Source organism: Streptomyces pluripotens (assembly GCF_000802245.2).
Taxonomy (GTDB): Bacteria; Actinomycetota; Actinomycetes; order Streptomycetales; family Streptomycetaceae; genus Streptomyces; species Streptomyces pluripotens.
Window position 1 is genome coordinate 2,829,476 of the sequence record NZ_CP021080.1, and the last position, 22,706, is coordinate 2,852,181.

A 22,706-nucleotide genomic window follows, 5' to 3' on the forward strand; every position below is an offset into this window, starting at 1 on the left:
CTGCCCCACGCCTGCCCCACACGAACTGGTCAGCACCCGGATCAGAGGGGCAAAAGGCGCTTACGCGGCCGGAGTTGCCTGGGGAGTTCGCGCTCCAGATTGCGGGAGGCTACGAGAAGCGGTGCGGAGAAATGCCGCAACCAAAAAGAACTGATCCGCACCGGAATGGTGATCAGCAGGGTATCGAAAAGGAAAGTCTCGAAGGGAACCTTCTGAATCCGCTTAGGATTACGGGACCCGCGCTTGGGGAGATTTACCAAGGCCACGTAAATGTCACACCGAAGACGCGGAACGAGCGAAAGATCCATAGAATATAGGGACACGATCATCGTCAAGGCGACGATGCCCATCCGAGCCAAAAAACCCGACTCATTGCCATGAACATCAGAAGAAGACAGAATCGGAATGAACACAAACCATACTGAATAAATATAGGCCAGCGTCGCAAAGAATAAGGGTAAGGAAAAAAAGAACCCCGCCCCGAACCTGCCGGGAGCTGGCACACCCGAGATAGCCAACACTCCTGGGAACTCGACAGCATGGCGAACCGCGCCCTTCCTCGCCAGTTCGACCGACCAGCTCAGGCAATGCGTATACAAGGACGGCCGATAGGCTCTCCATAGAACAACGTCCCGCTTGAACCAGGCCTGGCGGGCGTCAATTGTGTTCACCTTGTCGGTAAGCCACTCGGGCGCCCCCTCCTCGGCGCATTCCACCGCCGCTGACTGATGGCGCAGCCCCGCCTCGGCGACCAGTAGAATCAACTCATCGGAGGGGTTCGATCCTGTCTGGACCATTTCCAGGATCATGGCCCGCAACGGCGGATACGACATGTTCGCCACCACCAACCCAGGTTGCTCTGCAACAAGGTCCACCCCCGTGGCCGCGGCGAGCCGCATCGCGGCCGGCACATCGACGGCAGCGTAGCTACTGAAGAGCTGAATCAGTCGTTCACGGTCGTCCTGGACCAGGTCCCGGAAAAGGTTTTCAAGTGTAATCCGAGGCCTTCGCCCGTACGCGGTCAGCCATTCCTCAGCTTCTTTGAGTACGACGTTGAACAAATGCAGCCTCCGCAGCCAGACGCCGTCCCAGGAACCAGCCGGAGTCTGGGCTAGGAACGTCGACTCGGCTGCCGCGTAGGCCGCCCACGACGGGTGGTCGTACAACTGGGTCTCCAGAAAGCAACGGCCGACGACCAAGCTGTCGGCACCACAATCGCTCAGTTCCCGCAGGGCATCAACGCGACGGGCCCTCGGCAGCAAGGCCAAGGCGAAGGGGATGACCTCTTCAAGGCGGGAAGCCGTAAAAGCATCCGGGTTCGCGGAGAAGGCACGGTGGGCCGTCATGAGTTCCGCCCAACCATGGGTACGACCCTCTGCGGCCTCTTTGGCAGCGAAGAACTCACAGAAAGTTAGGTGGATGAAACGAAAGCTCTCTCCAATGCGTTCCTCTGAAACCAAGCCAGTCTCCTTTGCGAGGTCACGGAACCGCTGCTCAGCCTCCTTCTTGCCACACCGGTAGATGCCCGCCACGACCTCCACCGCACGCGTCCAGGACAGCGAGTTCGCCGCTTGTTCCGGGTCGCACATGTGCTCAAAGGCAAGTCGCCCAAAGATAGTTTCCCGTTGTTCCCGCAGCAGACTCTTTGCGGGCATTTCCAACTGCCTGCCACGCCGAGCGACAAGGAGTTCCTCAACGACCTTCGAATAAAACGCCGTTCGGGTGTCAATTGCCACGCCCTTGGCGCCATGCTGATCGTGGCTGACGTACATCGCGAGAACCAGCGGATTACTGCACATCTCCCGGAGAGTGGGGCGATCTGTCAGGTTGTTGTAGAGACGCAGGATCTCGGCACGCTTGTCCTTAGCATAGTGCGGCCATTTCGTAAGGAATACGTAGATATCCTCAGGCGAGAACGGCCGAACGTGGAAGACCGGCGGAAAGTCCGCCTCCAAATGGTCGCTGACCTGGCTGTGAAACTGCGAGCGCATAGTGAGGACGACGGAGTTATGCGGACTGTCGGAGGCAAGCCGTCCGCTGAGCGCACGCAGGGTAGCCGCGACACGCAGGTAGTCGCTGCCGGCGACCTCGTCAAGTCCGTCGAGGATGAGGAAGAGACCATCGCCCCTGATATACGAGTCGAACAGCTCACCCATGTCAAAGCCCTGAACCTTGGCAACATGGTCGCGCAGAAACTTCACGGCCCAATTGGCCATGGTCTTGTCGCTGCTTACATTCTTCGGCGGGGTGAAGCGCTTCAACTCGACCAAGATTGGCAACCGGTGTCCGGGCCGGATCGCCTCCGCCTCTCGGCATGCGTCCCGAAACATTTTCTTCGCCAACGAGGACTTACCCGAACCCGGGTCGCCAACTACCCGCACCCGGGACATGTCCTGAATCTCGGTGACGTCACCGGAGTACACAAAAGATGCTGCGCCGTTCTCAAGCTTCAAGGAGACAAACGCACGGTCAGCCTCTAGGTGACCGGCTTCGTCACGGCCGGGCACCTGGAGGAACCGGGTATGCGGGTTGCCGAGTCCGTAGCGGCAGTACTCCTTGAGACTCACCCGCCTAGCGAGCGAACTGCGTGACCACTTGGCGAGTCGAAAGAGAGCGGCTTCCAGCCACATACGAACGTTCTGCCGCAGGAATATGCTGATGCGACGCGCCACCATGTAGATCAATGGGGTGAGGACGAGCGTGACAGCAGCAGTAACGAGGACCGTTTTCAGATCTACGAGAGAGCTGATCTTGCTCGAATCCAGTGTGACCGTGCCCGCAGTCGCCGCTCTCATGCTTCCCGCGCTCAGCACGTCCATTTGATCCCCCCGGCTGTCGATCCCCCATTAGATAGCAGGCCCTAGCACTGCATTGGCCCGGAGTGACTGAATCGTGATCGAGCCTCAGAGGCTGTCTCACGTGGCAACTGAAGTTCCGCGAGCTTCTTCAGTAGCTCGCCGCGGTGGCCATGGCCAGGCTTCGGCTCTGCCGGTCGGTGCGGCCACGTACTGGATCTTGAGGTCACGAGTAACCCATGGCAGGCTCATGCCGCGTGATCGATGAATTCGCTAAGGGCACCTTGCACGGGAGACTGCGGCGGGACCGCAAGACGCTGCTCTGGAAACTCGACGGCCTGTCCGAATATGACGCCCGTCGACCTTTGACAGTGACCGGGACCAACCTCCTCGGCCTGGTCAAACATGTGGCCAGCGTCGAGGCCAGGTACTTGGGCGAAGTCTTCAACCGGCCGTCTCCGGAACCGCTGCCCCGGTGGCAGGACCACGACGGCAGCGATCTGTGGGCTGCTGAGGACGAGGCGCGCGATCAGATCATCGAGTCCTACCGGCGCACGTGGGAACACTCGGACACGACGATCGACGAGCTCTCCCTCGATGCCCCCGGCCACGTGCCGTGGTGGCCGGAACCTTATGCCAACACGAACCTGTTCGCCATCCTGGTCCACGTCCTCGGCGAGACCAACCGGCACGCCGGGCACGCCGACATCCTGCGCGAAGGCGTGGACGGCCGAACCGGGATGCGCCCCGAACACGAGATGCAGATCGATGAGGACGCCCGCACCGCCTACTGCATGAAGATCGAGCAGGCCGCCAGATCGGCCGCATCAGTCAAGGCATAGAAGGCTGTCCCACGTGACGTGATGCTTGATGTTCGAGCGGCATGATGCCGGCCGTGAGCCTCACTGCTGGCCCGTCGCCCCTACGACCTTCGGCATGCTGGGGTGTCGTTCTGGCTCAGTTCCGGCGTGGACGCAATGGAGTGCGCCCGCCGCGCCGGCCACAGCATCGCAGTGCTGCACAAGGTGTACGCCAAGGTGCTTGAACAGACCCTGGAGCGCGCGAACAGCCGGATCGATGCGGCTCTACGGGAGTGGAACGAGCCGGAGTGATCACGCTCTCCCCCGGGGACACCTGGGGGACGCACACTGATCGACAGTGGGATACAGGCGGTACGAGGTGAGACGCGCCCGCGTCCCGTCCATGATGAATCGAACGGGGATCACTAACGAGAAAACCCTCCTGACCTACCATGATGGCTGGTCAGGAGGGGTCTTCCCTAATGTGGCGGCGCCAGGATTCGAACCTGGGAAGGCTGAGCCGGCAGATTTACAGTCTGCTCCCTTTGGCCGCTCGGGCACACCGCCGGGTTGTGCTGCCATGGGTCCCGCTCGGGGCGGTGCTCCCTGGCAACGACGTAAACAATACCCGATGCCCAGGGGTGCTTCGCCACCCGGTTGATCTCCACCCCTGGGGGCGTCCGGTGGCTAGGCTGGTGCGGATGCGGCCCGGCACGTTGCCGGACCGGCGACCGCCGCCGCGCACGCCGGCACGCACCCGATACGCACCCCGATACAAGGAGCCACAGGACATGGCCGACTCCAGTTTCGACATCGTCTCGAAGGTCGAGCGGCAGGAGGTCGACAACGCCCTCAACCAGGCCGCCAAGGAAATCTCGCAACGCTACGACTTCAAGGGCGTGGGTGCCTCGATCTCGTGGTCCGGTGACAAGATCCTCATGGAGGCGAACTCCGAGGACCGGGTGAAGGCCGTCCTCGACGTCTTCCAGTCCAAACTGATCAAGCGCGGTATCTCGCTCAAGGCGCTGGACGCGGGCGAACCCCAGCTCTCCGGCAAGGAGTACAAGATCTTCGCGTCGATTGAGGAGGGCATCTCCCAGGAGAACGCCAAGAAGGTGGCGAAGATCATCCGCGATGAGGGCCCCAAGGGTGTGAAGGCCCAGGTCCAGGGTGACGAACTGCGGGTCAGTTCCAAGAGCCGCGACGACCTGCAGACCGTGATCGCCCTCCTGAAGGGCAAGGACTTCGATTTCGCCCTGCAGTTCGTAAACTACCGGTGATGAACCGGTCTGACCTGCACAGACGGAGTTAGGCAGACGTCGCAGGGCACAACGGGGGCACATCGCCGAGAACGGCCTCGACCGCCGCCCTCGTTGGGTCCTCCTCGTCGGGCCACAGGTGCGTGTACGTGTCGAGCGTGATCGACGGCTTGGTGTGCCCGAGGCGCTTCTGCACGGTCTTGACGTTCTCCCCGTGCTTGATGAGGAGCGACGCGTAGAAGTGCCGTAGGTCGTGCAGGCTGGCGCCGTCGGGAATGGTGACGCGGGCCGGTTCGCGGCCCTCGGGCTTGCCACTGCGAACCCACGCCGTGTGCGCGGTGTCGTACGCCTCGGCGAGCGCGTCGGCTGCGAGCCTGCGTGTCCTCCCCCACACCTGCGACCAGGCGCCGCGGCGGACTACTTCGCGGTGCTGGCGAGGCGCCGTGATGTCCGTGTTGGGGGCACCACACAGGTAGATCACGCAGCGGAACCGCTCGACTTTCGCCGCCTCGGCCGGCACGTCGGCCTCACCCGGCCTGATGCCCGCTGCCGCGTCCGCGAGTGCCTGTCGCCGTCTCAGGTCGCCTTCGGTTCGGCGGACCCTCGCCCGCCCCTGCCTCTGTCCGCTCTCGACACTGACCATGCATCAATCGTGCCCGTGCGATCACCCACGGTGAAGTGATGAGGCGTACGACCGGGCGTGGTTGGCGGGCTCGCGCTCCTACGCTCCGTAGGACTCACGCGATCAAGGGCATGCCGATGAGTGCGCTGATGTTCCGCACGCGCGCCGTGGACACCTTCGCAAGGCGCTTACCGATGACGCCCGGCAACGCCTGATGCTTGACCCACTCCGGAGCGTCGAGCGCTACCTCGATCAGCGTGTCTCCGGCCTGGTCGTGAAGGCCGGCCGCGCACTGGGCAAGGGCGACGTCGAGCTTGTAGCGGTTGCGGGCCACCTTCGACATGGACTTGGGCAGCTTCTTCATGTCGGGGTGACTGGCGAGCTTCAGCGCGCGCCCGTAGTTCTTCAGGGCGACGTGGATTCCAACCGCCTCGGTCTTCGCCGCCGTTGGGCCGAAGCTGGTCCCGTACACCTTCTCGTCTCGTCCGAGCCTCGCCGCTGCGGCGTGCGCCTGTGAGATGTAGTCGTCGGCCGCGCTCTCGTTCTCCCGCCGCGACGCTGCCACGGCCGCGGAGATCATCAGCCGCCCGTATGCGAGCAACTACGGGCATGACCCGTTGCTGAACGACGGCTCGATTGCCAGTGCCGCCCGCTCGGCCACGGCGACGGCGCGCGGCAGCTTGGCGCCGCGCAGGTAGATCCACGACAGCGTGGACTCCAGCAGTGCCGTCATCACGGGGTCATCGACTTCCCGCGCGAGGTGCTTCGCCGACGTGAGCGCGCTCAACGCAAGGTCGCGTTGCCCGAATCCGTTCGAGCAGGACGCGGCTACGCGGTAGGTGCTCGCCAGGATCGATCCCAACTGCTCGCGCTCGCTGCCCGTAGCGCTCGCGTACCGGACCTGTCCTTCCATGAGGACTTTGGAGGCGTAGCTACTGACCTTCGTCGTGTCGCTCGCCCAGTAGGCGTCCCACGCACGGTCGCGGGCCTCGCTCAAGTCCTCGGCGGTGCTCGGGTCCTCGATGGCTTCCCACTCGCCGAGGGCGCTCTCGTGCACGGCGTCGGACAGTTGGCGCAGGGCGGCGCGGTCGCCCTGGTCCATGCCCCGGCGCGGTGCCTGCTGTCCCAGGATCACGGATACGTCCGTGTTCAGCGCGTGGGCGAATTTGAGCAGCGAACCCACCGACAGCTCGCCGCGGTCCTGCTCGGCTTTCTGCACCAGGGCGAGCGAAACCCCCGCGGCGTCCGCGAGTCCCTGCTGCGTCAGATCGGAGCCCCGGAGGTGCTTGATGCGCTGCCCGTTCGTAAGGTCGGCCCAGTTGCTCACGATCACCCCAGTGCGTTTGCTCAGGCTGCTATAACTCCGATGGTAGGTCCCGACACCCGGGCGCCCGGGGCGAACGGAACAGACGCAGGGCAGGGCGCACTCGGCACCCGGCCTCAGATGAGCGTTCCCGCCTCATGCCGCCGCAACACCGAGCGGCGGCGTCCCCCGTCCGGGCGGGGGCACAGCGAGGGCACATGGCCTCAGAAAAACACGAAAACCTGCGGCAACCACCGAAAGTGATTACCGCAGGTCAGAGCGCCTATTCTGACGTCTGCCCAGGTCAGACGATCATGGCGGGAAGTTCGTGAACTACCGCTAGGACTCCCACGGTCCCCGGCGGGGTCCGGCTCCGGCCGGGGACAGAGGGACATGAGCGGAGAGGGTGGGCACCTGGAGCCGAACGCGCGGCCGGGTGCCCACCCTTCTGCGATCCCCGCTGCGGCGCTGCGGGGGGGGGTGCCTCTATGTCTTTCGTCAAGGCGCCTGTGTCGGGTTTGGGTGGTTTGGCGTTGCTGGGGTCACGCGGCGAGCTCGACGTCCTTCGGATCGCGGGGTTCGTAGAAGGTGCCGTCGCGGAGCATCGCGAACAGGACGCTGATGCGTTGGCGGGCGAGGCGTAGGAGGGCCTGGGTGTGGGTCTTGTTGCGGTCGCGTTGCTTGTCGTAGTAGGTGCGGGAGGCGGGGTCGTGCAGGGCGGCGAACGCGGACAGGAACATCGCGCGTTTGAGCTGCCGATTGCCGCCTCTGGGGGCATGTTCGCCGTGGATCGACGTTCCGGACGACTTGGTGACCGGGGCCAGGCCCGCGTAGGAGGCCAGGTGGGCGGCGGTGGGGAAGCTGGTGCCGTCGCCGACGGTGACCAGCAGGACGGCGGCGGTCCTGACGCCGACGCCGGGCATCGACGTCAGGACCTTGGAAAGAGGGTGGGCCTCCAGCAGGGCGTTGATCTGGGCTTCCAGGGCCCGGCGCTGTTCGTGGACAGCGGCGAGCGAGCGGGCCAGGGAGGGCACGACGATGTCGAGGGTGCCGGTGCCCGGGACCACGACGGTCTGCTCGTCCAATGCCTCGAAGACGTCGTCGATCAGCCGCTGGGCCATGCGCGGGGCCTTGGGCCGGATGAGCTCGACGAGCCTGCGGCGTCCGGCTTTGCGCAGTGCGGCCGGGGAACCGTAGCGTTCCAGCAGCCAGGTGACGGCCTGGTGGTCGAGGCGGGGACCCAGAACGCGCTCCAGGCTGGGGTGGAACTGGGTGAGCAGTCCGCGTATCCGGTTGCTGGTGCGGGTGGCCTCGGCGGCGAGGTCCTGGTCGAAGCCGACGAGGACCGTGAGTTCGGCGGTGATCTCGTCGGTGAGCTCCAGCGAGCGCAGGGTGTGCGGCATGGTGCGGGCCGCATCCGCGATGACCGCGGCGTCCTTCGCGTCGGTCTTGGCTTCGCCCGGGTAGAGGTCGGCGATCCGCCGCATCGCGAGTCCGGGCAGGTAGGCGACGGTGCAGCCTGCGTCCCGGGCGACAGTCAGGGGCAGGGCGCCGATGGAGGCGGGCTGGTCCACGATCACCAGCACGGTGCCGAACTTCGCGGCCAGTTTGTCGAACACGGCCCGCAGTTTCGGCTCGCTGTTCGGCAGCTGCTTGTCGAGGACCTTCTTGCCGGCCGGCGTGAGCGCGTGGCCGTGGTGGGTCGTCTTGCCGACGTCCAGGCCGAGGAACACGCCCACGTCTTCGGTGTCGAACATCGCGCCCTTCCCAGGGAGTTGAACGTGCCGACCTCGGCAGCGGTGTCGTACGCGCGCATCCACGTTATGCAGACCTGCCGCCCGCGAACTGCCCGGCATTGCGCCGGACCGGACGGTGGCCGGACCTCTCATCAGCGTCTCCGACGAACACCTCCCGGGCCCGGTGACACCACCCCCCAGGTCATCCGTTCGACAGGGGGACACAGTCATGCCGGGCCCGGAGGCCAGCGGTCCTCTTGCAGGACCGCCAAGAACATAACGGGGGCCGCGCTCAGTCGCGTGAGTTACCAAAGAGGACGCGGTAAATGATCAGCAACACCAGGGAACCGCCGATCGCCGCGGCCCAGGTGGCACCGTCGTAGAAGTTCTTCGTGATTGGGTGGTGCAGCCAGCGGGCCGAGATCCAGCCGCCGATGAACGCACCCGCGATGCCGATGAGGGTCGTGCCGATGAAACCGCCGGGGTCGCGGCCTGGCAGCAGGACTTTGGCGATGGCCCCGGCCAGCAGTCCCAGAATGATCCAACCGATGATGCTCATGCCGTGAGCCTGCCCTTCCATGCTGTGCCCGCACTGTTCGGCCCTTGAGTTTTCCGTGAGGACACCCTGTGCGTCGTGCGCTTGTTCGTACCGCGTCGGTGAAGAAGACGCCAGGGGTCCGCCACCTGGTTGCGGCGGTCAGTAGGGTGCGGCACATGACAAGCTCCGGCACTGCACTGCGACGCACCCTCGGAGTGCGGGACGCCGTCGTCGTCGGCCTCGGTTCGATGATCGGGGCGGGCGTCTTCTCGGCGTTCGGGCCCGCCGCGCGCGCGGCCGGGTCGGGGCTGCTGCCGGGTCTGGCCGTCGCCGCCGTGGTGGCCTACTGCAACGCCATGTCCTCGGCCCGTCTCGCTGCGCACTATCCGGCCTCGGGCGGCACGTACGTATACGGGCGGGAGCGGCTGGGCGCCTTCTGGGGGTATCTCGCCGGATGGGCGTTCGTGGTCGGCAAGACGGCCTCCTGCGCGGCCATGGCACTCACGGTGGGCGCGTATGTCTGGCCAGGGCAGGCGCACACGGTGGCGGTCGCGGCGGTGGTGGCTCTGACCGCCGTCAACTACGGCGGCATCCAGAAGTCGGCATGGCTGACCCGGGTGATCGTGACCGTGGTACTGACTGTTCTCGCGGCCGTGGTGGTCGCCTGTCTCGCCTCTGGGCGGGTCGATGCCGGGCGGCTGGACATCGGACTGCCGTCAGGCGCCGGCGGTGTCCTCCAGGCCGCCGGGCTGTTGTTCTTCGCGTTCGCCGGGTACGCGCGGATCGCTACCCTCGGTGAGGAGGTCCGCGAGCCGGCGCGGACGATTCCACGCGCGATCCCGCTGGCCCTGGGCATCACCCTGCTGGTGTACGCGAGCGTGGCCGTCGCAGTGCTCGGCATCCTCGGCGCGAATCGGCTGGGGCTCGCGGCTGCTCCGTTGGCCGAAGCCGTCCGGGCGGCCGGGGCACCGGGGCTGGTGCCCGTGGTGCGGGTGGGGGCAGCCCTGGCCGCCATGGGTTCGCTGCTCGCACTGATCCTCGGAGTGTCCCGTACGACGCTCGCCATGGCCCGGGACGGGCACCTGCCGGGGGCGCTGACAGCCGTGCACCCGCGGTTCCGGGTTCCGCACCGGGCAGAGTCGGCCGTGGGCGCGGTGGTCGTCGTGCTGGCTGCGACGGTGGACGTACGCGGCGCGATCGGTTTCTCCTCCTTCGGCGTGCTGGTCTACTACGCCGTCGCCAACGCGTCAGCGTGGACGCTGAGCCGGACCACACCCTCCCGCGTGGTGCCGGTGGTGGGCCTGCTGGGCTGCGCCACGCTGGCGTTCGCGCTGCCCGCGGCCTCGGTGACCGTGGGAACGGGTGTGCTGGCAGTGGGCGTGGGGGCCTATGCCGCAAAGCGCTGGTGGACAGGGCGGCACGCCGCCGCGTGACGTGACGAGACGTGACGTGACAGGCCGGCGGCTTCCCGTGGCCTGCCCGGTCTCCACGCCGGCAAAGCCTCCGGACTCGGCGGGGGCCTCACACCGGCAGGCAGAGCCACCGGATCGCCCCGGCCCCGGCTCCGGGTCCGGCTCCGGCTCCGGCTCCGGCTCCGGCTCCGGCTCCGGCCGAAGTCTCACACCACCGTGCCGGATCTCCACCGACTCCGGGCCCGCCGGCCTGCTCAGCGGGTCGCGAACGGCTGGTCCGTCCGGACGATCTCGCGGCCCAGCGGCAGCAGGGAGACCGGGATCAGCTTGAAGTTGGCGATGCCGAACGGGATGCCGATGATCGTGAGGCACAGGGCGACGCCGGTGACGATGTGGGTGAGCGCCAGCCACCAGCCGGCCAGGACCAGCCACAGGACGTTGCCGATACAGGACGGGGCACCTGCGTCGCGACGCTCGACCGTGGTGTAGCCGAAGGGCCACAGGGCGTAGACGCCGATGCGGAACGCGGCGATCCCGAAGGGGATGCCGATGATCGTGATGCACAGCAACACGCCCGCGAGCAGATAGCCGAGGAATAGCCAGAAGCCGCTCAGGACGAGCCAAATGACATTCAGGATGGTCTTCACTGGTAACGACCTGCCATCTCTTCGAGCCGGGTGATGCGCTCCGCCATGGGTGGGTGGGTGGAGAACATCTTCGTTAGTCCCTGACCGGGACGGAACGGGTTGGCGATCATCATGTGACTCGCAGTCTCGAGCCGGGGTTCGGGCGGCAGCGGCAGCTGCTGTGTGCCCCTCTCCAGTTTGCGCAGGGCACTGGCGAGGGCGAGCGGGTCGCCGGTGAGCTGGGCGCCCGAGGCGTCCGCCTCGTACTCCCGGGAGCGGCTGATGGCCAGTTGGATCAGGGAGGCGGCGAGCGGGCCCAGGATCATGATGAGCAGCAGCCCGATCAGGCCGGGGCCGTCGTCGTCGTCCGAGCGGCCGACCGGGATGAGCCAGGCGAAGTTCACCAGGAACATGATCACCGAGGCGAGGGCTCCGGCAACCGAGGAGATGAGGATGTCCCGGTTGTAGACGTGGCTCAGCTCGTGGCCGATGACGCCGCGCAGTTCGCGCTCGTCCAGGAGGCGAAGGATGCCCTCGGTGCAGCAGACGGCCGCATTGCGTGGATTGCGGCCCGTGGCGAAGGCGTTGGGCGCCTCGGTCGGTGAGATGTACAGCCGGGGCATGGGCTGGCGGGCCTGCGTGGAGAGCTCGCGCACCATCCGGTAGAGCGCCGGGGCCTCGAACTCACTGACCGGTCGGGCCCGCATCGCGCGCAGCGCCAGCTTGTCGCTGTTCCAGTACGCGTACGCGTTCGTGCCGAGGGCGATCAGGACGGCGATGATCAGTCCGGTGCGACCGAAGAAGCTGCCGATGACGATGATGAGTGCGGACAGTCCCCCGAGAAGTACCGCGGTCCTGAGCCCGTTGTGCCGGCGGTGCACCGTGCGCCCTCCAAATCGTGCAGCTGGGGAACACTTTGGTCCAGTGGACCCTCCCGTTTCTGACAACGCCAGGCGACGACCGCGAGTTCCCCGGTGCCGACGGTGGTGCGGCTCAGCCGTACGGGTGACGTGCACGTTCGGCCGCGCGCGCATGGCGGCAGCGGTGTCCACGCGCGCGTGCCGGCTCCTCAGAACAATCCGGTGACTGTGAAGCGGAGGATGAGCTCGGGTGCTCCGGACAGGACGACACCGAGCACGCCGGTGAGGGCGATGGCGGCCGTGAGGGGGGCCGGAGAACGGTGCCGGGCAGGCTCGCCCTCGGGGGCTCGGAACAGCAGGGCCGTCCACTGCAGGTAGTAGAAGAGGGCGATCACGACGTTGACGGCCATGACGACGGCCAGCCAACCCAGGCCCGCGTCGACGGCCGCCGAGAACACGGTGACCTTGGCGAACAGGCCGATAACCCCCGGCGGCAACCCGGCCAGGCACAGCAGGAAGAAGGCCAGGAGGAGCGCGGTGAGCGGGTTGGCGGCGGACAGGCCCCGGTAGTCGCTGATCCGGTTGAACGGCCTGCTGCGGCCCACCAGGGCGGCCACCGCGAAGGCACCGAGGTTCACGGCGGCGTACATCAGGGCGTACGCGAGTGTCGAGCCGATCACCTTCCGGGGGGCCTCGGCGTAACCGGCGGCGGCGATCGGCACCAGCAGATAGCCGGCCTGGCCGACGGAGGACCAGGCGAGCAACCGCACGGCGCTGTACGCGCGCGTGGCCTGCTGGCGCAGGGCGCCGACGTTGCCGATGGTCATGGTGAGGGCGGCCAGGACGGCGAGCGCGGGCCCCCAGACGTCGGCGTACGACGGGAACGCGACGACGGTGACGAGGATCAGGCCGGAGAAACCGACCGCCTTGCCGACCACCGACAGGTAGGCGGCGACGGGCAGCGGCGCGCCCACGTAGGTGTCGGGCACCCAGAAGTGGAAGGGCACGGCGGCCGTCTTGAAGGCGAAGCCGACGAGGGTGAGGACGACACCGGTCTGGGCGAGGCTGTGCAGCTGTCCGTCGACGTGGGGCAGGCGCTCGGCGATCTGGGTGAGGTAGAGGGAACCGGTGGACGCGTAGACGAAGCTGATGCCCATCAGGCTGACCGCGGTGGCGGTGACCGAGGACAGGAAGAACTTCAGGGCGGCCTCGGAGGACCGTTTGTCGCCGTGTCGGATGCCGACGAGGGCGAAGGCGGGCAGCGAGGCGACCTCCAGGGCCACGACCAGGGTGGCCAGGTCACGGGAGGCGGGCAGCAGCGCGGCGCCTGCCGCTGAGGACAACAGCAGGAACCAGAACTCGCCCGCGGGGAGCCGCCGGCGCTCGTCGTCGAGGTTGGTGACGGACAGCAGGGCCGCCAGCAGCGCGCCGCCGAGGACCAGGAACTGGATGACGAGCGTGAACCGGTCGGCGGTGTAGCTGCACACGCGCGCCTGGCCGGTCAGGCAGAAGGTGCTGCGGTCGCCGTCGAGGAGCGGCAGGAGCAGCAGGGCCGCCGCGGCCAGGCCCGCGATCGAGATCCAGCCGAGCACGGTCTTCCTGGCCTCGGGCAGGAACAGGTCGGCGACGAGGACGACGAGGCCCACGGCGGCGGCGATCGTGGGCGGAGCGATGGCGAGCCAGTCGACGGACTGGACCACCGACTGGGCGAGCGGCTGGGCCAGGGCGCTCATCGGGTGCCTCCTGCGAGAAGCTGCTGCACGGCCGGGTCGGTCAGGCCGAGCAGGACCTTCGGCCACAGTCCGGCGACGACGGTGAGGGTGACGAGCGGGGTCCAGGCGGCGAACTCGTACCCGTGCACGTCGGCGAGGGCCGGGACTTCCCGCTCCGCGGCCCCCATACAGATCCGGCGGACCACGATCAGCATGTACGCGGCCGTCAGCAACGTGCCGAACGCGCCGATCGCCATGAAGGTCAGGTAGGCGGGGCGGCTGAGGCCTGCGGCGGGCTCGAACGACCCGAACAGGGCCAGCATCTCGCCCCAGAACCCGGCGAGTCCGGGCAGACCGAGCGAAGCGACCGCGCCGAAGGCGAGCAGCCCGCCGAGGCGCGGTGCCCTGCCGTACAGAGCGGCACCGGTCTCCTCGGCGAGTGTGTCGAGGTCGGTGCTGCCCGTTCGGTCCCTGAGCCCACCGACCAGGAAGAACAGCAGGCCGGTGATGAGGCCGTGGGCGATGTTGGCGAAGAGCGCGCCGTTCACCCCGGTCGGGGTCATGGTGGCGATGCCGAGCAGGACGAAGCCCATGTGGCCGACCGAGGAGTAGGCGATCAGCCGCTTGAGGTCGCCCTTCGCCCCCGGCTTGGCCAGGGCCAGGCAGGCCAGGGATCCGTAGATGATCCCGATGACGGCGAAGGCGGCGAGATAGGGCGCGAAGGTGTGGAAGCCGTTCGGCGTGACCGGCAACAGGATGCGGACGAACCCGTACGTGCCCATCTTCAGCAGGACGCCGGCCAGCAGGACGGAGCCGACGGTCGGCGCGGCGGTGTGGGCTTCCGGCAGCCAGCTGTGCAGCGGCCACATCGGCGTCTTCACCGCGAGCCCGATCCCGATCGCCAGTACGGCGGCCACCTGCACGGGCGTGGTCAGTGACGAGCCGTTGTCAGTGGCGAGTGCCACCATGTCGAAGGTGCCGGCCTTGATCCCGATCAGGAGCAGGCCCAGCAGCATGATGACGGAGCCGAGCAGCGTGAACAGGATGAACTTCCACGCCGCCCGGGTCCGGCCCTCGCCGCCCCAGCGGGCGATGAGGAAGTACATGGGGATGAGCACCGTCTCGAACGCGAGGAAGAAGAGCAGCAGGTCGAGGACAGCGAAGGTCGCGAGGGTGCCGGTTTCGAGGAGGAGCAGCAGCGCGACGAACGCCTTCGGGGACGGGCCCGACGGCGGCTTGAAGTAGGAGTACAGCGCGCAGAGGAAGGTCAGCAGCGCGGTCAGGACCAGGAGGGGGAGGGAGATGCCGTCGATGCCGAGGTGGATCCGCACATCGAGTGCGGGGATCCAGCTGATGTCGGTCGTGGCCTGCATCGTCGACGGATGGTCGAGGTCGAAGCCGAGCGCGAGGACGAGCGCGGCGACGAGAACCGCGCCGGTCGCGGTCACCCCGCGCCGGAGCACGGCTTGCTCGGGTGTCTTCCCCTCCAGTCTGGTGGCGGGAGGGGGCGTCGCGGAGTGGCTCGTCGAAGGGCGGTGGTCGGACGACGGGCGGGACGGAAGGAGAGCGGCGACGGCACCGATGAGCGGGCCGAGGACGACGAACGCCAGAAGGAACTGCATCACGGACTCGTTGATATCGATCACGCCTGCTCACGCTCCCGTGGCGGCGAGGACGACGGCGACCGCCAGGACGACGGTGCCGGCGAGCAGCGCGCTCACGTAGGTCTGCACATTGCCGGTCTGGGCTCGCCGCGCTGCGGCCCCGAGCAGCCGGGGCAGGGCCGCGGCGCCGCGGACGTAGGTGTCGATGACCTCACGGTCGAGGAACCGGACCAGGCTGGCCCCGGCCTGGACCGGACGGACGAACAGTGCCGCGTACACGGCGTCCAGATGGAAGTCCATGGCCGCGTGCCGGTGCAGCGGACCGAGTAGCAGTCGCCCGGGGTCCGCCGGATCGGGGGCGTAGGCGATGTCGCCGTAGGCCGGCTTGTGGGTGGCGATGGCCTCGGCCTCGACCAGTCCGGCGTCCCCTTCGGGATGGGCGGCGACCGCGCCGAGCGGGGTGCGGGCGGCGAGCACGCTGGTGCGCTGCCAGGCGCCGTAGGTGAGCAGTCCGCCGACCAGGGCCAGGCCCGTACCCAGGATCGAGGTGAGGAGGGTCGGGGTCAGATCACGGCCGTCGAACCAGTCGGGCAGCGCCCGGTAGGCGAGCCCGCCGAAGGCGAGTGACGGCACCGCGAGGACCCAGAGCACCACGGTCATCGTCCGCGGCTGGCGGCCGTGGTCGGGGGCCTCGGCACCCCGCCCGCAGAAGGCCAGCAGCCACAGCCGGGTGGCATAGGCGGCGGTGAGCAGGGCGGTGACCAGGCCCGCGACGAGGACGAGCCAGCCCGCCGCGCCGGGCGCGTGCCCGGTGTGACCGGTGGCCGCGTCCTCGGCGGCGCCGAGGACGGACTCCTTGGAGAAGAAGCCGCTGAACGGCGGGACCGCGGCGAGCGCCAGCAGTGCCACGGTCATCGTCCAGTAGGCGTCCGGGACGCGGTCCCGCAGACCGTGCATGCGGGACATGGCGGCCAGCGAGTTGGTGCCGGCGGCGTGGATGACCACACCGGCGGCGAGGAAGAGCAGCGCCTTGAAGGCGCCGTGGGACAGGAGGTGGAAGACGGCGGCGCCGCGGGCGCCGACGGAGAGGGCGCCGGTCATGTAGCCGAGCTGGCCGATCGTCGAGTAGGCGAGGACGCGCTTGATGTCGTCCTGGGCGAGCGCGGCGAGACCCGAGCCGGTCATCGTGACGGCGGCCATGACGGCGAGGACCACCATCGCCGCCGAGGACGCCTCGAAGACGGGAAGGAGACGGGCGATGAAGTAGACGCCGGCGGCGACCATCGTGGCGGCGTGGATCAACGCCGAGACGGGCGTGGGGCCCGCCATCGCGTCCGGCAGCCAGGTGTGCAGCGGGAACTGCGCCGACTTGCCGGCCACACCCGCGAGTAGCAGCAGGGCGACCAGCGTCGGGTGGTGGAGGCCTCCGGCCGCGACGGTGCCGAGGACACGGGTGATGCGGAAGGAGCCGGCGTCGGTGCCCAACGCGAACAGGCCGATCAGAAACGGCACGTCGCCGAGTTTGGTGACCAGGAATGCTTTCAGGGAGGCGGCACGGGCCTCGGGAGTCTCCCAGTAGTGGCCGACCAGGAAGTAGGAGCAGATGCCCATGACTTCCCAGCCGACCAGCAGCACGATCAGGTCGCCGGAGTAGACGACCAGGAGCATCGCGGAGGTGAACAGGGAGACGAGAGCGGCGTAGGAGGGGTAGCGCGGGTCGTCACGCAGGTAGCCCGTCGAGTAGATCTGCACACAGGTCGCCACGAAGGCGACCAGGATGGCGACGAGCGCGGCGAAGCCGTCGATGTGCAGGGCCAGATCGATCGGAACGGACCCGGTGGGCGTCAGTTCGGTGTGGGCGTCGACGGCCTGGCCGCCGCCCTGGCGCACGGCGACCAGCGCGGCCAGCACCAGCGAGGCGAGCGGCGGCAGCACGGCGAGCGGACGGACGTAGCCGGGGGTGGTGCGGCCGAGCAGCAGGCCGGCCGTGGCTCCCAGGAACGGCAGAAGGGGGACGAGGACGGCGAGGGTGGTCGTGGTCACGCGGTGGCCTCAGCCTTCTCGACCGCGGGGGCACCGGGGCGCTCGGTCTCGGGTCCTTCGGTGGTGTCGCGGAGTCTGTCGATGTCGGAGGTGCCGCGGTTGCGGTAGACGGCGAGCACGATCGCGAGGCCGATGCCGATCTCGGCGGCGGCGATGGCGATGGTGAACAGCGTCAGCGCCTGGCCGGAGTGGAGCGTCTCCTCGGCAGCCCGGCTGAGCCATACATCGAAGGCGACCAGGTTGAGATTGACTGCGTTGAGCATCAGCTCGACCGACATCAGGACCAGGATCGCGTTGCGGCGGGCGAGGACGCCGTACAGGCCGGTGCAGAAGAGCAGGGCGGCGAGAACGGCGGGATAGGCGAGGTGCATCAGCGGGCGCCTTCCTTCTCGCCGGGTGTGTCCACGGTCGCCGCCCGACCGGCGGTGACCGCGTCCGGGGTGTCCGAGCCCGCCTTGGCCTTGCGGGACAGGACGATCGCACCGACCAGGGCCGCCAGAAGCAGGACGGACAGTGCCTCGAAGGGCAGTACCCAGTGCCGGAACAGGCTCGCGCCGGTGACTCGGGTGCTGCCGGCGGGCGGGCCGTCCAGTGCGATCCAGGTGGCACGGAAGGCGTCCACCACCACCCAGACCAGGGCGACGGCGGCGGCGACCGCAACGGTCAGGGCGGCCCAGCGGTTGCCGGAGTCAGCATCCGGAGAGCGGCCGATGGGGGCCTTGGTGAGCATCAGACCGAACAGGAGGAGGACGACGACGGAACCGACGTAGATCAGGACCTGGACCCAGGCGATGAACTCGGCGGTGAGCAGCAGGTACTCCACGGCGAGACCGCCGAGGGCGACCACGAGCCACAGGGCTGCGTGCACCAACTGCCGGGTGGTGACGCTGACGAGGGCGGCGCCGAAGGTGACCAGACCGACGAGCAGGAAGGCGATCTCGACCCCGGTCGGGGACAGGAAACCGTGCTGTGCTGCGGCGAGGCTCACGACCTGTCCTCCTTCGGTTCGGCCTGTGTGGCCGCCAGCTTCTCGGCGGCCTTGCGGGCGGCGGCGATCTCCTTGGGCTCCTCCGCGCCGGGGTCCAGGGCGGGCGGGGCCGGGACGGTCCACATCCACTCACGGAGCCTGTCCCGCTCGTGGGTGAGGTCGTGGATGTCGGTCTCGGCGTACTCGAACTCCGGCGACCAGAACAACGCGTCGAAAGGACACACCTCGATGCAGATACCGCAGTACATGCACAGCGAGAAGTCGATGGCGAACCGGTCGAGCACGTTGCGGCTGCGCTCACGGCCGCCGGGAGCGGCCGGCGGGACCGTCTCCTTGTGGGAGTCGATGTAGATGCACCAGTCGGGGCACTCACGGGCGCACAACATGCAGACCGTGCAGTTCTCCTCGAACAGGCCGATCACCCCGCGGGTACGGGGCGGCAGCTCGGGCAGCACGTCCGGGTACTGCTCGGTGACGGTCTTCCTCGTCATCGTGCGCAGGGTGACGGCCAGGCCTTTGGCGAGGCCGGAGCCCGGAAAGCGGGACCGGGTGGGCGGGAGGGACTCAGCCACTAGGAGATCACCACCTTGACGATGCCGGTGAGGGCGATCTGGGCGAGGGCGAGGGGGACGAGGAGGGTCCAGGAGAATTTCTGGAGCTGGTCCTCGCGCAGCCGCGGATAGGTGACCCGCAGCCAGATGACCAGGAAGGCGAGGAGTGCGGTCTTCAGCAGCGTCCAGAGCCAGCCGAGTCCGTCGGCACCCCAGGGGCCGTGCCAGCCGCCGAGGAAGAGGACCGTGGTCAGCCCGCACAGGACGATGATTCCGGCGTACTCGGCGAGCAGGAACAGCGCGAAGCGCAGGCCCGTGTACTCGGTGTACGCACCGAAGATGATCTCCGAGTCGGCGACGGGCATGTCGAACGGAGGGCGCTGCAGTTCGGCGAGGCCGGCGACGAAGAAGACGACCGCGCCGACGATCTGCCAGGGCACCCACCACCAGTGGAAGGCGTGCAGAATGCCCGGGAGTGAGACCGTGCCCGCCGCCATCGCGACCGAGGCCGCCGTCAGCAGCATGGGGAGTTCGTAGGCGAGTAGCTGGGCGGCCGTACGCAGGCCACCGAGCAGGGAGAACTTGTTCGCGCTGGCCCAGCCGGCCATGAGCGAACCGAGCACACCGACGCCCATCACCGCGAGCACGAAGAAGACGCCAGCGTCCAGGACCTGACCGACGGCGCCTTCGCCCGGGCCGATCGGGATGGCGAGCAGGACGAGGAGGTAGGGCAGCAGTGCGACGGCGGGGGCGATCTGGAAGACGCGGCGGTCGGCGCCTGCCGGAACCACGTCCTCCTTCTGCGCGAACTTCACTCCGTCGGCGATGAGTTGGGCCCAGCCGTGGAATCCGCCGGCATACATCGGGCCGAGCCGACCCTGCATGTGCGCCATCACCTTGTGCTCGGTCTGTCCCACGATCAGGGGAAAGGTGAGGAAGACGACGAACACGACGAGGAGTCGCAGGGCGACGTCCAGCGCGCCGTTCACTGCGGACCTCCTGTGGGGTTACCGGGGTTACTGGAGTGGCCGGGTTTGCCAGGGTTGCCGGGCTTACCAGGTTCCTTGGGCCCCCCGGTCTTGCGGGGCTCCCCCGGGGTTTCCCGGGACTCCGCGGTGGACTCCGAAGGTCCAGCAGGGGCTTCCCGCGGCTCAGCGCGAGGCTCCGAGGACTCGCTTCGGGTTTTCCGCGGTTCCCCGCGTGCCACCGAGGTTTCCCCGGGCCCTGCAGGGGGCTTCCCGGATTCCGCGGATCCTGCGGAATCCTCGGAGCGTGTCTCGGTGTTCGGCACAACCGTCGCTTCGGGCTTCGGCTCCGGCTCGCGTGCAGCCCCCGGCTCGGACTCCGGCTCCGGCTCGCGTGCAGCCTTCGACGCGGACTCCGGCTCGGACTCCGGCTCCGACGCGGACTCCGGTTCGGACTTCGACTCCGGCTCGGACTTCGACTCCGGCTCGCCGAAAGCCGGGCGGGCATGGTGCCACGGGGCGTCCAGGCTGCGCCTGACCGTGCTCGGCTGAGCCGCGCGGGGCGGCTGCGCGGCTGCGCTCTCTTCCGCGGGCGCGGACTCGGCCGACTGCGTCGGCTCGGCTTGGTGCGTCGGCTCAACCACCGCAGCCTGCTCGGCCGAGTCCGGTTCCAACGAGTCCGGTTCCCAGGGGGTGCGGTCCGGTTCCGGGGCAGTCCGGGCCCGCTGCGAGGCCGAGCCCTCAGAGACGCTGCGTGCGCGCCGCGCAGGCGCGGTCGGCGCCTGCGCGGCGCCGCGCTCGTGCGCCGCGGAGGCCTCGTCGGCCACCCCCTCGGTTGCCACCTGGTCGGTGCCGTGCTCGGCTGTCGATCGCTTCCGCGTCTCCGTGTCGTCGGCCGGCGGTGGGGTCTGGCTGACCGAGCCTTCGCTCGCACTCCTCATCCGACGCGGCTGGGCCGGCGCACCGGCCCCGGCTCCGGTCTGCGCACCCGCCGCTCCCGCGGCGGCGCCCTCCCCGGGCTGGTCCGTCCGGGCAGTCCCGCCCGTCTGGCCCATCTGGCCCATCTGGCTGGCGGAGCCCTGCGCCGCGGTACGGGTGCGCCGGACCGGGCGCTCCCCGGCCGCGCGGGCGGGCCGTTCGCCAGCCGCCCGCCCCGCCGCCCGCGACGGGCGGGCCGGGGCAGGCGGGAGCTGCCCCTTGAGGGGGCCCCACTCGTTCGGATCGGGCACGCCCGGGGGTAGCGTCTGGCGGCGTTTGGGGCCGCCGTGGGCGCCACCCGCCGCCGGCTCACCGGGCTCCTTGGCGCCGGGCCAGGCCTTGGCGACACGGGCGGCGAGGACGAAGTCCTTGCGCAGCGGGTGCCCCTCGAAGTTCTCGGGGAGCAGCAGGTGCTCCAACCCTGGGTGGCCCTCGAAGACGACGCCGAACATCTCGTGGGTCTCGCGTTCGTGCCAGGCGGCACCCGCGTAGACGCCGACGGCCGACGGCAGAACCGGTGCCCCGTACGGGACCGTTGTGCGGACCAAGAGCCGACGGACCGGGTGCAGCGCGACGACGTGGGCGGACACCCGAAGACCGGTGCCCGGCTCGTCGACCGCGCTCAGCCAGTCGAAGTAGGTGCAGGACAAGACCGTACGGGCCGTCTCCAAGGCGCTCAGCCAGGAGGACGGCGGCACGTCCACGGTCAGGACGGTGTAGGACTCCTCAGCCGTGGCTTGAGCACCGAAGAGTTCCTCGGTCGGCGCGGGCAGCCAGCCTGCCGTGCTCATCGGGCATCCCCCTCAGTGGCCGGGGCCGGCGGCTTCACCAGGTCGCTCTGCAGGGCTGCCGCGGACGGCCGGGCAGTACCGGCGCCGTACCGCTCCCCCAGCGACTCGCGGGCGATCTTCTCCTGGAGTTTGAGGATGCCCTGGAGAAGCGCTTCGGGTCGCGGCGGGCAGCCGGGGACGTACACGTCCACCGGGATGATCTGGTCGACGCCCTTGGTGACCGAGTACGAGTCCCAGTACGGCCCGCCACAATTGGAGCAGGCCCCGAAAGAGATCACGTACTTCGGCTCGGGCATCTGCTCGTACAGGCGCTTGACCGCCGGGGCCATCTTGTCGGTGACCGTTCCGGAAACGACCATCAGGTCGGCCTGACGAGGACCCGGCGCAAAGGGGATGACTCCGAGCCGGATGAAGTCGTGGCGGGCCATCGACGCGGCGATGAACTCGATCGCACAGCAGGCGAGACCGAAGTTGAAGACCCAGAGCGAATAGCGGCGGCCCCAGTTCAGGACCACCTTCATCGGTTCGGGTGCCAGGCGGGCCAGAGCACCCAGCCGCTTCGGCTCCGGCAGGTCAACGGGGTCCGGGTTTACGTCCATGCCAGGACGCCCTTCTTGTATGCGTACAGCAGGCCCACGGCGAGGAAACCGAGGAAGATGAACATCTCCACGAGAGTCGTCGCGCCGTAGCCGGGGGCGGCGAAGACCGTCGCCCAGGGGAACAGGAAGATCGAATCGACCGCGAAGATCACATAGAGGAAGGCGTAGACGTAGTAGCGGACCTGGGTGTGGGCCCAGCCCTCACCGACGGGGTCGACGCCGCACTCGTAGGTCAGGAGTTTCTCGGGGGTCGGAACGACCGGCCGCAGCAGGCGGCCGGCGCCGAACGCGACCACGACGAACAGCACGCCGACGAGGGCGAGCAGTCCCACGACCGAGTAGGACCGGAAATAGCCGGCCGCGATGACGTTCGCGGCGGTGGCTGCTGGGTCCCCCAACGTCTCCCGCACCGTCTCGTCCCTCGCTCCCTGACCTCGTGTCCTTGGCGGACTCTGTGATGCAACGTGATTCGGCGATCTGTACGCACGGGAGTCTAGGCCCTGATAAAGAACCGGTAAGCAGCC

General features: G+C 68.3%; 19 protein-coding genes, 1 tRNA gene and 2 pseudogenes. 4 read left to right on the forward strand and 18 right to left on the reverse strand.

Annotated elements, in window-relative coordinates:
- Positions 1-41 precede the first annotated feature (41 nt).
- Positions 42-2,819, reverse strand: coding sequence for an NACHT domain-containing protein (locus tag LK06_RS12575; protein ID WP_039656293.1), 2,778 nt, complete (start codon positions 2,817-2,819; stop codon positions 42-44).
- Between the two features lie 233 nt (positions 2,820-3,052).
- Between LK06_RS12575 and LK06_RS12580 the strand changes: the two genes are divergently transcribed.
- Positions 3,053-3,637, forward strand: coding sequence for a DinB family protein (locus LK06_RS12580; protein WP_039656295.1), 585 nt, complete (start codon positions 3,053-3,055; stop codon positions 3,635-3,637).
- Positions 3,638-3,694: 57 nt separating this feature from the next.
- Positions 3,695-3,907: pseudogene (locus LK06_RS12585) on the forward strand (site-specific integrase); the annotation flags it as partial.
- A gap of 173 nt (positions 3,908-4,080) precedes the next feature.
- Here LK06_RS12585 and LK06_RS12590 read toward each other — a convergent pair.
- Positions 4,081-4,162 (reverse strand) — tRNA-Tyr (locus tag LK06_RS12590).
- Positions 4,163-4,386: 224 nt separating this feature from the next.
- On the opposite strand from LK06_RS12590, the gene LK06_RS12595 reads away from it, so the two are divergent.
- A complete protein-coding gene (locus LK06_RS12595) occupies positions 4,387-4,875 on the forward strand; it encodes a YajQ family cyclic di-GMP-binding protein (protein WP_039656297.1) in 489 nt (162 codons plus the stop codon).
- 28 nt (positions 4,876-4,903) lie between these two features.
- Here LK06_RS12595 and LK06_RS12600 read toward each other — a convergent pair whose 3' ends face one another.
- From LK06_RS12600 to LK06_RS12615, 4 genes and pseudogenes are all read right to left on the reverse strand, one after another.
- On the reverse strand, positions 4,904-5,497 hold the full coding sequence (locus LK06_RS12600) for a tyrosine-type recombinase/integrase (RefSeq protein WP_234367399.1): 594 nt from the start codon (positions 5,495-5,497) through the stop codon (positions 4,904-4,906).
- Positions 5,498-5,591: 94 nt separating this feature from the next.
- Positions 5,592-6,803, reverse strand: a pseudogene (locus LK06_RS12605) (helix-turn-helix domain-containing protein).
- Between the two features lie 518 nt (positions 6,804-7,321).
- Positions 7,322-8,536 carry an IS110 family RNA-guided transposase gene (locus LK06_RS12610; RefSeq protein ID WP_039658118.1) on the reverse strand — a complete coding sequence of 405 codons (1,215 nt, stop codon included), beginning with the start codon at positions 8,534-8,536 and terminating at the stop codon, positions 7,322-7,324.
- 271 nt (positions 8,537-8,807) lie between these two features.
- On the reverse strand, positions 8,808-9,074 hold the full coding sequence (locus LK06_RS12615) for a GlsB/YeaQ/YmgE family stress response membrane protein (RefSeq protein ID WP_039656352.1): 267 nt from the start codon (positions 9,072-9,074) through the stop codon (positions 8,808-8,810).
- Between the two features lie 155 nt (positions 9,075-9,229).
- On the opposite strand from LK06_RS12615, the gene LK06_RS12620 reads away from it, so the two are divergent.
- A complete protein-coding gene (locus tag LK06_RS12620; RefSeq protein WP_039656298.1) occupies positions 9,230-10,486 on the forward strand; it encodes an APC family permease in 1,257 nt (418 codons plus the stop codon).
- A 233-nt stretch (positions 10,487-10,719) separates the two neighbouring features.
- On the opposite strand, the gene LK06_RS12625 is transcribed toward LK06_RS12620, so the two are convergent.
- From LK06_RS12625 to LK06_RS12680, 12 genes are all read right to left on the reverse strand, one after another.
- Positions 10,720-11,112 carry a YccF domain-containing protein gene (locus LK06_RS12625; RefSeq protein WP_039656300.1) on the reverse strand — a complete coding sequence of 131 codons (393 nt, stop codon included), beginning with the start codon at positions 11,110-11,112 and terminating at the stop codon, positions 10,720-10,722.
- A complete protein-coding gene (gene htpX / locus LK06_RS12630) occupies positions 11,109-11,972 on the reverse strand; it encodes a zinc metalloprotease HtpX (protein WP_039656302.1) in 864 nt (287 codons plus the stop codon). Before htpX ends, LK06_RS12625 begins: the two co-directional genes overlap by 4 nt.
- A 188-nt stretch (positions 11,973-12,160) precedes the next feature.
- A complete protein-coding gene (locus tag LK06_RS12635) occupies positions 12,161-13,684 on the reverse strand; it encodes an NADH-quinone oxidoreductase subunit N (RefSeq protein ID WP_039656304.1) in 1,524 nt (507 codons plus the stop codon).
- A complete protein-coding gene (locus LK06_RS12640) occupies positions 13,681-15,309 on the reverse strand; it encodes an NADH-quinone oxidoreductase subunit M (protein ID WP_043408851.1) in 1,629 nt (542 codons plus the stop codon). Before LK06_RS12640 ends, LK06_RS12635 begins: the two co-directional genes overlap by 4 nt.
- A 6-nt stretch (positions 15,310-15,315) precedes the next feature.
- On the reverse strand, positions 15,316-17,310 hold the full coding sequence (locus LK06_RS12645) for an NADH-quinone oxidoreductase subunit 5 family protein (RefSeq protein WP_043431933.1): 1,995 nt from the start codon (positions 17,308-17,310) through the stop codon (positions 15,316-15,318).
- A complete protein-coding gene (gene nuoK / locus LK06_RS12650; protein WP_039656311.1) occupies positions 17,307-17,681 on the reverse strand; it encodes an NADH-quinone oxidoreductase subunit NuoK in 375 nt (124 codons plus the stop codon). Before nuoK ends, LK06_RS12645 begins: the two co-directional genes overlap by 4 nt.
- Positions 17,681-18,298: an NADH-quinone oxidoreductase subunit J family protein gene (locus tag LK06_RS12655; protein ID WP_039656312.1), complete on the reverse strand. Its 618-nt coding sequence runs from the start codon at positions 18,296-18,298 to the stop codon at positions 17,681-17,683. The genes nuoK and LK06_RS12655 overlap by 1 nt, the downstream gene beginning before the upstream one ends.
- Positions 18,295-18,789 (reverse strand): 4Fe-4S binding protein, encoded by a 495-nt coding sequence (locus tag LK06_RS12660; protein ID WP_052270212.1) that lies wholly within the window; start codon positions 18,787-18,789, stop codon positions 18,295-18,297. Before LK06_RS12660 ends, LK06_RS12655 begins: the two co-directional genes overlap by 4 nt.
- Before the next feature lie 80 nt (positions 18,790-18,869).
- A complete protein-coding gene (locus LK06_RS12665; RefSeq protein WP_039656314.1) occupies positions 18,870-19,838 on the reverse strand; it encodes a complex I subunit 1/NuoH family protein in 969 nt (322 codons plus the stop codon).
- A complete protein-coding gene (locus LK06_RS12670) occupies positions 19,835-21,583 on the reverse strand; it encodes an NADH-quinone oxidoreductase subunit C (RefSeq protein WP_063891017.1) in 1,749 nt (582 codons plus the stop codon). The genes LK06_RS12665 and LK06_RS12670 overlap by 4 nt, the downstream gene beginning before the upstream one ends.
- A complete protein-coding gene (locus LK06_RS12675) occupies positions 21,580-22,182 on the reverse strand; it encodes an NADH-quinone oxidoreductase subunit B (protein ID WP_039656315.1) in 603 nt (200 codons plus the stop codon). The genes LK06_RS12670 and LK06_RS12675 overlap by 4 nt, the downstream gene beginning before the upstream one ends.
- On the reverse strand, positions 22,173-22,592 hold the full coding sequence (locus LK06_RS12680) for an NADH-quinone oxidoreductase subunit A (protein ID WP_039656317.1): 420 nt from the start codon (positions 22,590-22,592) through the stop codon (positions 22,173-22,175). The genes LK06_RS12675 and LK06_RS12680 overlap by 10 nt, the downstream gene beginning before the upstream one ends.
- Positions 22,593-22,706 lie beyond the last annotated feature (114 nt).

Excerpts from the sequence above, each read along its gene's own strand:
- LK06_RS12575 (WP_039656293.1), bottom strand. The coding sequence starts at position 2,819 with ATGGACGTGCTGAGCGCGGGAAGCATGAGAGCGGCGACTGCGGGCACG.
- LK06_RS12595 (WP_039656297.1), top strand. The coding sequence starts at position 4,387 with ATGGCCGACTCCAGTTTCGACATCGTCTCGAAGGTCGAGCGGCAGGAG.
- LK06_RS12600 (WP_234367399.1), bottom strand. The coding sequence starts at position 5,497 with ATGGTCAGTGTCGAGAGCGGACAGAGGCAGGGGCGGGCGAGGGTCCGC.
- LK06_RS12610 (WP_039658118.1), bottom strand. The coding sequence starts at position 8,536 with ATGTTCGACACCGAAGACGTGGGCGTGTTCCTCGGCCTGGACGTCGGC.
- LK06_RS12615 (WP_039656352.1), bottom strand. The coding sequence starts at position 9,074 with ATGAGCATCATCGGTTGGATCATTCTGGGACTGCTGGCCGGGGCCATC.
- LK06_RS12620 (WP_039656298.1), top strand. The coding sequence starts at position 9,230 with ATGACAAGCTCCGGCACTGCACTGCGACGCACCCTCGGAGTGCGGGAC.
- LK06_RS12635 (WP_039656304.1), bottom strand. The coding sequence starts at position 13,684 with ATGAGCGCCCTGGCCCAGCCGCTCGCCCAGTCGGTGGTCCAGTCCGTC.
- nuoK (WP_039656311.1), bottom strand. The coding sequence starts at position 17,681 with ATGCACCTCGCCTATCCCGCCGTTCTCGCCGCCCTGCTCTTCTGCACC.
- LK06_RS12660 (WP_052270212.1), bottom strand. The coding sequence starts at position 18,789 with ATGACGAGGAAGACCGTCACCGAGCAGTACCCGGACGTGCTGCCCGAG.
- LK06_RS12670 (WP_063891017.1), bottom strand. The coding sequence starts at position 21,583 with ATGAGCACGGCAGGCTGGCTGCCCGCGCCGACCGAGGAACTCTTCGGT.
- LK06_RS12675 (WP_039656315.1), bottom strand. The coding sequence starts at position 22,182 with ATGGACGTAAACCCGGACCCCGTTGACCTGCCGGAGCCGAAGCGGCTG.